This window comes from Flavobacterium sp. MMS24-S5 (genome assembly GCF_050320125.1).
GTDB classification, from domain to species: Bacteria; Bacteroidota; Bacteroidia; order Flavobacteriales; family Flavobacteriaceae; genus Flavobacterium; species Flavobacterium tyrosinilyticum.
Genome location: NZ_CP190016.1, coordinates 1,596,634 through 1,611,207 on the forward strand (window position 1 = coordinate 1,596,634; position 14,574 = coordinate 1,611,207).

Genomic DNA, 14,574 nt, shown 5'->3' on the forward strand with positions numbered 1-14,574 from the left:
CCGCTCTTCCAACTCACATGAATCAGACTCAAATCCTAGTTTTTAAATAAAAAACCTTAAAAAAATCGTAATTTTAAATGAGGTAAACTTTTTTATTTTATGCAAAAGTAATTTAGACAAGGTATATTTAAAAGTCAAAATGAAAGAAATGTCTTATTTTAATACAAAAAAAACGTACTCTTCCTCTTTCAAAAAAAAGCAATACTCAAAATATTTTAAAATCTATGACAACTCGTCTTAGTTTTAAAAGCTATTTTTACAGAGGAATTAAACCAAATCTTTAAATGAAAAAAACGCTATTATTTTTTTTATTATTTTTCACGTCAGCCCATAGTCAAATTCCTAGCTGTACCAATCCGCAAGCAGAAAATTACAGTTCATCATCTCTACAAAACAATGGAAGTTGCAATTACAAAAAACTAAAAATCAGACCTATATATTCTCATCATCTTAGCGATTCTATACGAGAAACCTCTGGCTTAATTGCTTTTCAAAATTTACTCTGGACACATAATGACGATCATGATACCGCAATTTATGGCTTGGATACTTTAGGAAAAATCAAAAAGAAAATTATTCTTCCCGAAACTATCAATCACGATTGGGAAGAAATCTCGCAAGACAGCACACATCTTTATATCGGCGATTTTGGTAATAATTATTCTGGAAATAGAACCGATTTGAAAATTCTTAAAATTGAAAAAAGATCTTTTTTAGAGGAAAATCCGAAAATTGAAACTATTGTATTTTCTTATTCTGACCAAACTGATTTTTCTCCATCAAAACCAAACAAAACCGATTTTGATTGTGAGGCATTTATTGTTTCTAAAGACAGTATCTATCTGTTTACCAAACAATGGAAATCGTCTAAGACCAATATTTACGCTTTATCAAAGCAAGAAGGGACACAAATTGCAAAACTTAAAGCAACACTTGACACCAAGGGTCTGGTTACTGGTGCCACTTATTTAGAAAACAAAAAACTAATTACTTTGTGCGGCTATACTAAAGTGGGAAAACCTTTTTTATATCTGCTTTACGATTTTAAAGATCAAGATTTTTTATCTGGAAATAAAAAGCGAATCGATTTAAAACTTCCTTTTCATCAAATTGAAGGAATTGCGACGAAAGATGGTTTACATTATTTCTTAACGAATGAATCTCTTGTTCGAAAACCAGTTATAAATGTTCTTCAGCAAATTCATTATTTCGATTTAAGTTCCGTTCTAAGGTTGTATCTCCATAAATAATTCGCAAATGCAAGATAATAGTTTACTTTTGCAGAAAGTTATGTTTTAGAAAACATTCATAACTCATAATTTATAACTTATAATTACAAAGTGAATTACTTATCAGTCGAAAATATATCAAAGTCATTTGGAGAAAGAGTCCTTTTTGACAACATTTCTTTTGGAATTAATAAAGATCAAAAAATCGCTTTTATTGCAAAAAATGGTTCTGGAAAAACAACCATAATGAGCATTATTAATGGTTTGGAAGAACCAGATACGGGACAAGTTGTTTTAAGAAAAGGAATCAGAATGGCATTTTTGTCACAAGACAATAATCTTCAAGATGAACTTACGATCGAAGAAAGTATTTTTGCCTCAGATAATGAAGCACTTAAAGTTATTGAAGCTTATGAAAAGGCTTTAGAAAATCCTGCTGACGAAGAAGCTTACCAAAAAGCTTTTGACGCTATGGATCAGCATAATGCATGGGATTTTGAAACGCAATACAAACAGATTTTATTCAAATTAAAGCTGGAAGATTTTAAACTTAAAGTTAAAAATCTTTCTGGAGGACAGAAAAAACGTCTTTCGCTAGCCATAATTCTAATCAATCGTCCCGATTTATTGATTCTAGATGAGCCAACCAACCATTTAGATCTAGAAATGATCGAATGGCTTGAAAGTTATTTTGCTAAAGAAAACATCACTCTGTTTATGGTAACGCACGACCGTTTCTTTTTGGAGCGCGTTTGTAACGAAATTATAGAACTAGACAACGGAAAACTATACCAATACAAAGGAAATTATTCTTACTACTTACAGAAAAAAGAAGAAAGAATCACTTCTGAAAACGCTAGTGTTGACAAGGCTAAAAACTTGTTTGTAAAAGAATTAGAATGGATGCGCCGCCAGCCAAAAGCGAGAACAACCAAATCTAAATCACGTCAGGATGACTTTTACATTATTAAAGAAAAAGCGCAAAGCCGACGAAAAGAAAATAAAGTTGAGCTTGAAATTAATATGGAAAGAATGGGAAGCAAAATCATTGAGCTTCATAAACTTTCTAAAAAATTCAAAGACCGCGTTATTCTTGACAATTTCAGTTTTGATTTTCAACGTGGAGAAAGAATCGGAATTATTGGTAAAAACGGAACTGGAAAATCGACCTTCTTAAATCTTTTGACAGGAACAATTCCTCCAGACAGCGGACGTGTTGTTAAAGGAGATACTATAAAAATTGGATATTATACACAGTCTGGAATTAACCCAAAACCAGGTCAGCGTGTTATTGATATTATAAAAGAGTACGGAGAGTATATTCCGTTGACAAAAGGAAAAATTATTTCGGCTTCGCAATTATTGGAGCGTTTTCTTTTTGATGCCAAAAAACAATATGATTATGTTGAGAAATTAAGTGGTGGAGAATTAAAGCGTTTATACTTGTGTACGGTTTTAATTCAGAATCCGAACTTCTTGATTCTAGATGAGCCTACAAACGATTTGGACATTGTAACACTAAACGTTCTAGAAAGTTTCCTTTTGGATTATCCTGGATGTTTATTGGTAGTTTCTCACGACCGTTATTTCATGGATAAAATTGTCGATCATTTATTTGTCTTTAGAGGTCAAGGCGAAATAGAAAATTTCCCAGGAAACTATTCTGATTTCCGTGCTTACGAAGACAGTGCTGATGTTGCTCAAAAAGAAGAAAACAAAGCAGAAAAGAAAGAATGGAAACAAAATAATCCAACCGGAAATCTAAGTTTTAACGAACAAAAAGAATATCAGAAAATCGAAAGAGAAATTAAAGATTTAGAAGCTGAAAAAGCCAAAATCGAACAATTATTCTCTGACGGAAAAATTGCAGATGCCGATATCGAGAAAAAAGCAAACGAACTTCAAAACATAATCAATAAAATCGAAGCAAAAGAAGAACGCTGGTTTGAACTTTCTGCTAAACTTGAAGGATAAGTTTAGTTTTCAGTCGCAGTAACAGTTTTCAGTTTTTTAAATAATGAAAGAAAAATCTTAATTTAGTATAAAAATTAAATTATGGATTTTAAAGAATTATTAGCTTATAAGAAGTCATTTGAGCTTGCAATGGAAATTTTTGAATTGTCAAAAACATTTCCAAAAGAAGAAAAGTTTTCATTAACTGATCAAATACGTCGATCTTCGAGAAGTGTTAGTGCAAATATTGCTGAATCATACAGAAAAAGAAGATACCCAAATCATTTTATAAGTAAATTAACTGATAGCGATGCTGAAAACTCAGAAACAAATACTTGGCTTGAATTTTCATTAGAATGCCAATATATTACAAAAGAAACATTTGAAAAACTAAATATTAAAAGTCTCGAAATAGGAAGATTGATAAATTATATGATTAACAATCCAAATAAGTTTGGTTGCGAAAAAAACTAAAGACTGCAACAAACTGAAAACTGAGACCGTGACTGAGACTAAAAACTAATTTTACTATATTAAATATTTTAAAAAAAATCCACAATGAAAAAACTATTAGCCGCAGTATTTACTTTAACCTTATTTATTTCTTGCAACAGTACGGAAAAAGACACATCTGAACCAGCAAAAGATTTCACAGAACAAAACGAACAGGATATTAAAGATTACTTAGCCAAAAATAATTTAACTGCAACCAGAACCGATTCAGGTCTTTATTATATCATTACAGAACCAGGTAATGGCGCTCAACCAACTTCTACTTCTAATGTAACAGTTGCTTATAAAGGTTATTATACAAACGGAAAAGTTTTTGATCAAAGCAAAGATACAGGTATTTCATTTGGTTTGAATCAAGTAATTAAAGGTTGGACAGAAGGTATTCCTTATTTTAAAGAAGGAGGATTCTGGAGTTCTATTAATACCATCTCGCTTAGGTTACGGAAGTTATGATTATATGACAATACCAAGAGGTTCTGTACTTATTTTCGACGTAAAATTGATTAAAGTAAATTAATCTTTCATTCTAAATTTCTAAATGCTTTTTCAAATAAAATCTTATCTAAGCTTTCTTTGGCATTCTAAGAACGAACATGCCGTTCACTCGCCGTTTGTTTTTAATTTACTGACAAAATGTTTTTATGATAAGAAAACAAAACCTGAATATGCAATTCTAAAAAAATATAGAAAATCACTTTTAGGAAACAAAAACTTCATTGAAGTAACCGATTTTGGGGCAGGTTCGAGAGTTTTTAAATCAAATCGAAGACAAATTTCTAAAATTGCACAAACAGCAGGAATTTCACCAAAACGAGCAGAATTGCTGTTTCGTGTTACCAATTATTTTAAGCCAGAGAATATTTTAGAAATTGGAACTTCTTTGGGTTTGGCTACTTCTGCCCTAGCTTTAGGAAACCCGAAAGCAAAAGTCGTTACTATTGAAGGCTGTCCAAATACTGCAAATGTTGCCCAAAATCAATTGGCTGAATTTGATTGTAATAATGTTGAAAATGTAATTTCTGAATTTGAATCTTTTTTAATTTCTGAGAACATTCAAGCAACAAATTACAACCTCATATATTTTGACGGAAATCATTCTAAAAAAGCAACTCTAGCTTATTTTGATCTTTTACTACCAACAATCGACAATGATTCTGTATGGATTTTCGACGATATTCATTGGTCAGAAGACATGGAAGAAGCTTGGGAAATCATCAAAAATCATCCTCAAGTAAAAGTTACGATTGATACTTTTCAATGGGGATTTGCATTCTTTAGACGAGAACAACCTAAAGAGCATTTTATTATTCGAGCATAAAAAAAGACGATCATTTCTGATCGTCTTTTTTATTTTCTAATTCAAAATTTTAAAATCTTATTTTTTAGCGTCTTTGTTTTCTTCAGACTTAGCTCCCATTCTATTTACAGTATACATTGGTGCAAATTTAACTTTCAAACCAGCAATTTTACGATTATCTTCAGCTGTTAAACCTTCTTTTTCAACTGTATTTTTACGGCTGTCAAGAGCTTCATACATTAATTTGATTTCATCCCAGTCTTCTCTAGAATATTTATCTTTATTATTTTCTACAGTATGAACAAACTGCTGATAAACGCTATGAATGTTTTGGGCATTAACCCAGTTGAAACTCATATCATCACCAATTTTTCCTGCACCAAACAAAGCATCTCTTAACTGTTGTTTCGGACTAGGAGCTGGAGGGGCAAATTGGGCGGTCATTTCATTTTTAAATTCCTCGTACTTAATTTTGCTTGCATTTATTTTTTCTGTTGCGGCAGAATTGTCTTTAATATCAGCTAACGCAGCTTGCGCTTCCTGAGATCTTCTATCATATTCTGCTTCTACACTTTTCCAATTCTCTTTTAAGTCAGTAGCTGCAACATTTTTCACAGAGTCAACATAGATTACATAGTTGTCTACTGTTTTTTGAGCTCTTTCTTGTTTTTCATCTTTACACGATGTTAACCCTAATACTAATAAAGCAATTCCTGTAGCTATTTTGATATTTTTCATAATCTTGATTATTTAATTAATTGATTAATCAAATTTACCAAATGCTTTTCTTAATAAATTACATTATTATCATGTTTTTAAAATAAAAAACATCTTAAAACTATAAAACATTTAAAATAATGATAATATTACAATATAATTCTAAAAAGATATAACATTTTTTTTTATAACATTTTATACAAAACTGTATTTACGAAAGAGCATTTGTAACAAAAACCAATTCTCAACTACTTATCCTTTTTATTGAAAAGTGTTTTGTACTTTTAAATCCAAAATTGTAAAACAAAATGGCTGAACCATTAATTAAAATAACCGACATCAAACGAAATTTTACTTTAGGAAATGAAATCGTTTATGTTTTAAAAGGAATAGATCTAGAAATACAAAAAGGTGAATATGTCGCTTTAATGGGGCCTTCCGGATCAGGAAAATCTACATTAATGAATTTATTAGGCTGTTTAGATACTCCAACTTCGGGTCGTTATATTTTAAATGGAAAAGACGTGAGTAAAATGAAAGATGATGAATTGGCAGAAATCAGGAATAAAGAAATTGGTTTCGTGTTTCAGACTTTCAATCTTTTGCCAAGAACTACGGCTTTAGATAATGTTGCCTTACCAATGATTTATGCCGGTTACGGAAAATCTGAAAGAATTGCTCGCGCCACAGAAGTTTTAAAACAGGTTAATCTTGCCGACAGAATGGATCACCAGCCAAATCAGCTTTCTGGAGGACAGCGTCAGCGTGTTGCGGTTGCAAGAGCATTAGTCAACAGACCCTCTATTATTCTAGCCGATGAGCCAACAGGAAACTTAGACAGTAAAACCTCTGTAGAAATCATGAAACTTTTTGGAGATATTCACGCACAAGGAAATACCGTAATTCTAGTAACACACGAAGAAGATATTGCAGCTTATGCGCACAGAATTATCCGTTTAAGAGATGGTCTAATTGAAAGCGACACGAGAAAAACTGTTTAATCGTTTATTTGGTTAATCGTTTAATCGGAAAAAGAAAAACTTATAATTTCAGTTCAATCCAGATAAATTCTAGGGATAGAATCTAGAAAAATAAGCTCAAAGAAGAGAAAACTTAGCATCTCAGAATCTCAGAACCTTAGCATCTTTAAAAAAATGAAAGTATATACCAAAACAGGCGATAAAGGGACAACAGCTCTTTTTGGAGGAACGCGTGTACCAAAAGACCATATCAGAATTGACAGTTATGGAACTGTTGACGAATTGAATTCTTATATCGGATTGATTCGCGATCAGGAAATGGATTCTCATTATAAAACTATTTTAATAGAGATTCAAGACCGCCTTTTTACTGTTGGTGCCATTTTGGCAACTCCACAAGAAAAAGAAGTTTTGAAAAACGGAAAACTTCGCTTAGAAAATCTTGGCATAATTGACTCAGATATCGAATTACTGGAAAACGAAATAGATAAAATGGACGAAAGCCTTCCGCAAATGACTCATTTTGTTTTACCAGGCGGCCATCCTACCGTGTCACATTGTCATATAGCGCGCTGTATTTGTCGTCGCGCAGAACGTTTAGCAGTACATTTAAGTCATAATGAACACGTTCCTGAAATAGCAATCACGTACTTAAACCGACTTTCTGACTACCTTTTTGTCTTGGCACGAAAGTTGTCCTCAGACTTAAAAGCGGAGGAAGTGAAATGGATACCCAGAAAATGAATTTTCTGAAAATTCCAAATTTTTGAAATCCCAAATTCCAAGAGAGAAATTTAAATTCTTTTGAATTTATAAAAAACAAAAAAGCCTTCCAACATTGGGATTTGGAATTTAAATATTGGTTTTTAAACTTCTTTTTTGAAGTTTGGAATTTAAAAATTGGAATTTAATAATCGACGTTCTTAAATTTTATTAAAATAAATCAAAATTTACTTGTCTTTTTCAGTAAAAAATTTATTTTTGCACAAACTAAACAGATAACAGATGTATTGGACATTAGAATTAGCATCTTATTTAAGTGATGCGCCATGGCCTGCTAACAAAGATGAACTTATAGACTACGCTATCAGAGCAGGTGCTCCATTAGAAGTAGTAGAAAACCTTCAATCAATCGAAGACGAGGGTGAGATATATGAATCAATGGAAGAAATTTGGCCTGATTATCCAACAGACGAAGATTATCTTTGGAATGAGGATGAATATTAAAAAATAAACCAAAGGAAAAAGTCTCTCATCATAGAGACTTTTTTTTTGGTTCAAATACATATATATAATAAAGAAATACAATAAATCATGAGTTTCATAAACAGTATTATTAAAGTCTTTGTCGGCGATAAGTCGCAGAAAGATGTCAAAGCTTTACAACCTTACTTAAACAAAATTAAAACATTCGAAGCTCCTTTAATGAGTCTATCAAACGACGAATTAAGAGGAAGAACCGTTTATTTTAAAGACAGAATAAAAGAAGCTAGAGCTGATAAAGATGCTAAAATTGCTTCGCTTAAAGCAGAAGTAGAAAACATCGAAGACATCGATAAAAGAGAAGACATTTATGATGCAATAGACGCTCTTGAAAAAGAGGCTTATGAAATCTCTGAAAAAACTTTATTGGAAATTCTTCCAGAAGCGTTTTCTGTAGTAAAAGAAACGGCTCGTCGTTTTAAGGAAAACTCTCATATTGAAGTTACTGCAACTCCAAAAGACCGCGAATTCTCAGCAACAAAATCATACATTACTATTGATGGCGAAAAAGCGATCTGGGCAAACAAATGGAATGCTGCTGGAAAAGACATCACGTGGGACATGATTCACTACGATGTTCAGTTAATTGGTGGTATGGTATTGCACGAAGGTAAAGTTGCTGAAATGCAAACGGGAGAAGGTAAAACTTTGGTTGCTACTCTTCCACTTTATTTAAATGCTTTGACTGGAAATGGAGTTCACTTAGTAACAGTGAATGACTACTTGGCAAAACGTGATAGTACTTGGAAAGCTCCTTTATTCGAATTCCACGGCTTATCTGTTGATTGTATCGATAATCACCAGCCGAGCACAGAGCAAAGAAAAAAAGCTTACGATGCTGATATTACTTACGGAACGAACAATGAGTTTGGTTTCGATTACTTAAGAGATAATATGGCGCACTCTCCAAGCGATTTAGTGCAGAGAAAACACAATTTTGCAATTGTCGACGAGGTTGACTCTGTATTAATTGATGACGCTAGAACACCTCTTATTATTTCTGGACCAGTTCCGCAAGGAGATCGTCACGAATTCAACGAATTGAAACCAAAAATCGAAAACTTAGTTGCACAACAACGTCAGTTAGCGAATGGTTTCTTAGCTGAAGCTAAAAAATTAATTAAAGAAGGTAATACTAAAGATGGAGGTTTCCAATTATTAAGAGCTTACAGAAGTTTACCTAAAAATAAAGCATTAATTAAATTTTTAAGTGAAGAAGGAATTAAACAATTACTTCAAAAAACTGAAAATCAATACATGCAAGATAACAATCGCGAAATGCACAAAGTAGACGAAGCTTTGTATTTTGTGATTGAAGAGAAAAACAATCAAGTAGAATTAACAGACAATGGTATTAAATACCTTTCTGGAGATACTGATGCTGATTTCTTCGTTTTACCAGACATTGGAACAGAAATCGCTGCAATTGAAAAACAAAAATTAGATAAAGACGCTGAAGCTGAAGCTAAAGAAAGATTATTCCAAGATTTTGGAGTAAAAAGCGAGCGTATTCACACTCTTACTCAGCTTTTAAAAGCGTATGCTTTATTCGAAAAAGATGTAGAGTACGTGATCATGGACAACAAAATTATGATTGTCGATGAGCAAACAGGTCGTATCATGGACGGGCGTCGTTACTCAGACGGTCTTCACCAAGCGATCGAAGCAAAAGAAAACGTAAAAATCGAAGCTGCAACTCAAACTTTTGCAACTGTTACATTACAGAATTACTTCAGAATGTACAACAAACTGGCTGGTATGACCGGTACAGCTGTTACAGAAGCAGGAGAGTTATGGCAGATTTATAAATTGGATGTTGTTGAAATTCCAACAAACCGTGGAATTGCAAGAATTGACAAGGAAGATTACATCTACAAAACAACACGTGAGAAATTCAACGCTGTAATCGAAGATGTTACGGAACTATCTCAAGCTGGAAGACCAGTTTTGATTGGAACAACTTCTGTAGAGATTTCAGAATTATTAAGCCGTATGCTTAAAATGAGAGGAATCACACACAACGTATTGAACGCTAAAATGCACAAGCAAGAGGCACAAATCGTTGAAGAAGCAGGTAAAGCTGGAGTTGTAACTATTGCAACAAACATGGCTGGTCGTGGTACCGATATTAAATTATCTCCAGAAGTAAAAGCTGCAGGAGGTTTAGCAATTGTTGGTACAGAGCGTCATGATTCTCGTCGTGTAGACAGACAGTTACGTGGTCGTTCTGGTCGTCAAGGAGATCCAGGAAGTTCTCAATTCTATGTTTCTCTTGAAGATAACTTAATGCGTTTATTCGGTTCTGAAAGAGTTGCGAAAGTAATGGACAGAATGGGATTGAAAGAAGGTGAAGTTATTCAGCATTCTATGATGACTAAATCTATCGAACGTGCTCAGAAAAAAGTAGAAGAAAACAACTTTGGTGTTCGTAAACGTTTATTAGAATATGATGACGTAATGAACTCGCAACGTGAAGTAGTTTACAAACGTCGTCGTCATGCATTGTTCGGAGAGCGTTTGAAACTGGATATTGCAAATATGCTTTATGATACTTGCGAATTAATCGTAAGCAACAGTAAAGTAACAAATGATTTTAAAGGATTTGAGTTTGATTTAATTCGTTATTTCGGAATCACTTCTCCAATTTCTGAAGCAGATTTCTTAAAATTATCTGATATTGAAGTTACTGGAAAAGTGTACAAAGAAGCTTTAGCTTTCTATACTGAAAAAACAGAAAGAAGCGCTAGAGAAGCTTTCCCAATTATCAAAGGAGTTTACGAAGAGCCAAATAACCATTTCGAACGAATTGTAGTTCCATTTACAGACGGAATCAAAACTTTGAATGTGGTAACTGACTTGAAAAAAGCTTATGATAGCCAAGGCGCTCAATTAATCGCTGATTTCGAAAAGAACATCACACTTTCTATTGTGGATGAAGCTTGGAAAAAACACTTGCGTAAAATGGACGAATTGAAACAATCTGTTCAATTGGCTGTTCACGAACAAAAAGATCCATTGCTTATCTATAAATTAGAAGCTTTCAACTTGTTTAGAGGAATGTTGGACAACGTTAACAAAGAAGTTATTTCATTCTTATTCAAAGGTGATTTACCAGCTCAAAACGCTCCTGAAATTCACGAAGCAAGAGAAGTAGCTCGTCCAAAAGAAAATTTACAATTAAGTAAAGACGAAATTCCAAATAGCGAAAGCATCAACCGTGAGGCTGGAGAAACTCAACAACGTCAAGTTACTGAAACTATCGTTAGAGATATGCCAAAAATCAACAGAAATGATACGGTTGTAGTTCAAGAAGTTGCTACTGGTAAAACAGAAACAATGAAATACAAAAAAGCTGAAGCTTTAATCGCAGCTGGAACTTGGGTTTTAATTAACTAATACTATTTTAAGTATTCAGTCGCAGTATTCAATCACAGTTTACCAACTGATATTTTAAATCCATAAAAAAGACCGATAGTTTAAACTATCGGTCTTTTATTTTTTAGAAAATTATCTTTATTTCCAATTCACTCCCTCGTCCTAGAACTGAGACTGATCACTAAATACTGAACACTAATCTCTCGGGTTATCCTGATAATAACGTTCTTCAATTCGTTTTATATCTTTGATAGAGTTTTTTGCCCAAAGTAAACGTTTTACTAAAATTTCTTCCTCTGTCAATTTCCAATTAATATCAGATCTGCGAAGTCTATTGGTTAAACTTTGAATGATAATGGCAGCCGACACAGAAATATTCAAACTTTCTGTAAAACCAACCATTGGTATTTTTAAGAAACCATCGGCGTTGTCCATAATTTCTTGTGACAATCCTTCTTTTTCTGTTCCAAAGAATAAAGCACTTGGTTTTGTAATATCGAAATCTTCCAACATGCAATCTTTCTCATGTGGAGTAGTCGCAATAATTTGATATCCTTTACTTTTTAAATCAGAAAGGCATCCTGAAACCGAATCAAATCGATTAATGTCAACCCATTTTTGCGCACCCAAAGCAATTTCTTTGTCGATTCTTTTTCCAAAACGCTGTTCAATTACATTTAATTCCTGAATTCCAAAAACTTCACAGCTTCGCATTACTGCGCTTGTATTATGCATTTGATAAACATCTTCTACTGCAACTGTAAAATGCTTTGTTCTATTTTCTAGTACTTTTAAAAAATTTGCTTTTCTGTTTTCTGTCAATATATTTTCTAAGAATGCGAGGTAATCTAAATCAATCATTTTATTTATGTTTGGCGCAAAAATAATAAATAAATGAGAAAGAAGACTTCACCTTATTTTTCAACCTGCTAAATCTTCAATAAAATTGGCATTAAGTTTTTCGTGCAAAGCATGAAGCTGAGTCAAATTCACAGACAAAATATCGTCTTTATACGAATCTCCCGTAAAAACTGCTTTTTCATTTTTAGAATGTTTTTTAAGACGTTCCAGCATCGCGTTCAATTCACTTTCAGAAAAATCAGCATTAATAAAAGCTATAAATCGCTCTATTACATTCTTCATTCCATCATTGTAATTAAGCATTATTATATTTTGGTCTCTTTCATAAAAATCTAGAAAACTTTGAAAATATTTTTCTAAAACCAAAACTTGATATTGCTGAAAACTTATTTCTTCAATTTCTCTAGAAGTGATTCCGAAAACACTTGAAGGAATTAAATTTGGAATCATGTGCATGCCTGCCTTTTTTTGGTGCGATCTCAAAACTTCTCCTGGATTTCGGTACAATAATGCAAACGGAATTTCAGGAAAAACAGATCTTAAATAAGAAGCTTTAAAAATACTCCAAGCATCTAGTTTTATAATTAAATGTTTTTGCTCAGAAAATCTTTTTTGCCCCAAGAATCTCAAAACCGATTTCAGCAAAGTGGTTTTGATTGCGCAATCAAAAGCATTACTTCTTAAAATCTGATCGATAATAGGAGCTTCAGAAACCATTATATTTTCAGATGAAGTGGCAAGAGACTGACTCAACATGGTAAATCCGCATCTTGACACATGAAAAACCAATCCTTTTAATTCTACAAAATCGAGTTCTTTAGACCAGTCAATAATATTCTCTGCTGTACTTATTAATTTAAACGGTTTTGAATTATAGCTGCGACTTCTACATTTTGCAATTGTTTCATCAAAAAAAGGATCTGTAAAAGGTATATCCGAAAGATAAATCCATTCAAAATAGACTTCATTTTCTTTTTCAATCAATTTAATCGGAATCCAATTTGAAATAAGTTTTTCTACATTTTCCATTTTTATAAATTCATTTGTGATTGAATTTCGGCAATAATCTTAGCACTAGTTTCAGATGGATTTCTTGAAAGCTCTGCAATAATCTGTTGTTTTACCTCATCTGAATATTTTCTCTTGGGTATAAAATTCAAATCAAAACCCATTTTAGAAAACAATTCATCAGACCAATCATTTCTTATGCAATCGAGCGTTAAGTGAATTCTAGGTTCTGAACTTTTATTCTGAACACTATGCGGTAATTGAAAATTAGCATACCAGCACTCTCCCATTTTCATTGGAACCTGATCATGATTGACATAAAAATAAACTTCCGAGTTTGTAATAATTGGAACATGAATTCTAAAAAATCCATCTTCATACGAAGTATCATTATCAACATGCTCTTTAATTTCACTATTAGGCCCAAGTCTTAATAATCTTACGGCTTCTTTTTCGCATTCAAACCAATCCATTATTTCTTTAAAATTAGAGCAACTGTCAAGCAAAGGCGTATTTTTATACTCTTTGTCTGGAAAAGAAAAAATATCATTCTCTAAACCCGATTGCGATCGTAAAGAAACACTTGTCCAATTTCCTTCATATCGATTGGTATTAAAATGTGGTGTCCATAAATTGGTTTCGCAAATCAATAAATCATTTTGCAGTTTTTCTATTGAGAAAGAAATGGGAAGCTGACAGGATGAAGGATTCATAACCTTAAAAATTTAAATTGCTAAGTATAAAATGGTAGAGTTTATGGGTAGAAGCTGAAACGGTTTCAGAATCTGTTTTCAATACTAAATCGGCTTTTTTCGGAATTTCAAAAACATCGCTTATTCCTGTAAAACTTTTAATTTTATTTTGATCACTGTCTGGCAACAAGGCTCTTTTGTACAATCCTTTTGGATCTCTTTCGATCAAATTAGAAATGGCGCAATCCAGAAATACCGTTTTTACAAATTCAAAAGACCTTAATTCATTTCTAAGATTTTCATATGGATTAATAACCGACATGAGAACTATTTTCTTTTCCTCAATTAGATTTCGCCCAACATTAAAAAGACGTCTTACATTCTCGCAACGGTCATCTTTAGAAAACCCTAAATCTTTACAAATCGTTTGTCGGTACACATCACCATCTACAATTTCGGCTTCAAAATTATTTTGAAGCAAAAGATGTCTGACATTTTCTGCCAATGTCGTTTTTCCCGAACCAGATAATCCTGTAAATTGAATTAAAATCATTTTAGCATCACTTTTATAAAACGTGACATTAAAACTAAATAATTTAGAACGAGAGACAAAGAGTATAAATACCCTTTATTTACTAGCCATTTGAACAAAGAAATCACTATTTTTATCTTTTAATTAAACTAAA

The 14,574-nt window shown here is 32.5% G+C and carries 13 protein-coding genes and 1 pseudogene; 9 read left to right on the plus strand and 5 right to left on the minus strand.

All coding sequences use genetic code 11. The features are described from left to right. Positions 1-284: 284 nt before the first annotated feature. The 5 genes and pseudogenes from ACPWTF_RS07120 (at position 285) to ACPWTF_RS07140 (ending at position 5,013) form a co-directional block, all read left to right on the plus strand. The gene (locus tag ACPWTF_RS07120; RefSeq protein ID WP_427874964.1) at positions 285-1,250 is read left to right on the plus strand and encodes a T9SS C-terminal target domain-containing protein; all 966 of its coding nucleotides are present in this window, start codon (positions 285-287) and stop codon (positions 1,248-1,250) included. A 90-nt stretch (positions 1,251-1,340) separates the two neighbouring features. Then, a complete protein-coding gene (locus ACPWTF_RS07125; protein ID WP_427874965.1) occupies positions 1,341-3,203 on the plus strand; it encodes an ABC-F family ATP-binding cassette domain-containing protein in 1,863 nt (620 codons plus the stop codon). 81 nt (positions 3,204-3,284) lie between these two features. Beyond that, entirely contained in the window at positions 3,285-3,656 is a 372-nt protein-coding gene (locus tag ACPWTF_RS07130) for a four helix bundle protein (protein WP_427874966.1), read from the plus strand. Between the two features lie 84 nt (positions 3,657-3,740). Further along, a pseudogene (locus ACPWTF_RS07135) lies at positions 3,741-4,212 on the plus strand (FKBP-type peptidyl-prolyl cis-trans isomerase). Between the two features lie 21 nt (positions 4,213-4,233). After that, positions 4,234-5,013 (plus strand): O-methyltransferase, encoded by a 780-nt coding sequence (locus tag ACPWTF_RS07140; RefSeq protein WP_427874967.1) that lies wholly within the window; start codon positions 4,234-4,236, stop codon positions 5,011-5,013. A 57-nt stretch (positions 5,014-5,070) separates the two neighbouring features. Here ACPWTF_RS07140 and ACPWTF_RS07145 read toward each other — a convergent pair whose 3' ends face one another. Then, positions 5,071-5,730 (minus strand): DUF6565 domain-containing protein, encoded by a 660-nt coding sequence (locus ACPWTF_RS07145; protein WP_427874968.1) that lies wholly within the window; start codon positions 5,728-5,730, stop codon positions 5,071-5,073. Between the two features lie 287 nt (positions 5,731-6,017). Between ACPWTF_RS07145 and ACPWTF_RS07150 the strand changes: the two genes are divergently transcribed. The 4 genes from ACPWTF_RS07150 to secA all read left to right on the plus strand — a co-directional run bounded on the left by ACPWTF_RS07150 (position 6,018) and on the right by secA (position 11,348). Then, positions 6,018-6,710, plus strand: coding sequence for an ABC transporter ATP-binding protein (locus ACPWTF_RS07150; RefSeq protein WP_095931073.1), 693 nt, complete (start codon positions 6,018-6,020; stop codon positions 6,708-6,710). Between the two features lie 153 nt (positions 6,711-6,863). Beyond that, entirely contained in the window at positions 6,864-7,433 is a 570-nt protein-coding gene (locus ACPWTF_RS07155; protein ID WP_427874969.1) for a cob(I)yrinic acid a,c-diamide adenosyltransferase, read from the plus strand. A gap of 261 nt (positions 7,434-7,694) precedes the next feature. Further along, complete coding sequence (locus tag ACPWTF_RS07160) at positions 7,695-7,916, plus strand: DUF2795 domain-containing protein (protein ID WP_007138072.1); 222 nt, start codon at positions 7,695-7,697, stop codon at positions 7,914-7,916. 87 nt (positions 7,917-8,003) lie between these two features. After that, positions 8,004-11,348 carry a preprotein translocase subunit SecA gene (gene secA / locus ACPWTF_RS07165; RefSeq protein ID WP_427874970.1) on the plus strand — a complete coding sequence of 1,115 codons (3,345 nt, stop codon included), beginning with the start codon at positions 8,004-8,006 and terminating at the stop codon, positions 11,346-11,348. A 174-nt stretch (positions 11,349-11,522) separates the two neighbouring features. Here secA and ACPWTF_RS07170 read toward each other — a convergent pair whose 3' ends face one another. Genes ACPWTF_RS07170 through cysC form a run of 4 tightly spaced genes read right to left on the minus strand, consistent with a single transcriptional unit; the run spans position 11,523 to position 14,441 of the window. Next, positions 11,523-12,188 (minus strand): TrmH family RNA methyltransferase, encoded by a 666-nt coding sequence (locus ACPWTF_RS07170; protein ID WP_095931076.1) that lies wholly within the window; start codon positions 12,186-12,188, stop codon positions 11,523-11,525. A gap of 60 nt (positions 12,189-12,248) precedes the next feature. Further along, positions 12,249-13,217 (minus strand): sulfotransferase family protein, encoded by a 969-nt coding sequence (locus ACPWTF_RS07175; protein WP_427874971.1) that lies wholly within the window; start codon positions 13,215-13,217, stop codon positions 12,249-12,251. A 2-nt stretch (positions 13,218-13,219) separates the two neighbouring features. Next, on the minus strand, positions 13,220-13,909 hold the full coding sequence (locus tag ACPWTF_RS07180; RefSeq protein WP_427874972.1) for an aspartyl/asparaginyl beta-hydroxylase domain-containing protein: 690 nt from the start codon (positions 13,907-13,909) through the stop codon (positions 13,220-13,222). Between the two features lie 4 nt (positions 13,910-13,913). Continuing rightward, complete coding sequence (cysC, locus tag ACPWTF_RS07185; protein WP_427874973.1) at positions 13,914-14,441, minus strand: adenylyl-sulfate kinase; 528 nt, start codon at positions 14,439-14,441, stop codon at positions 13,914-13,916. Positions 14,442-14,574 lie beyond the last annotated feature (133 nt).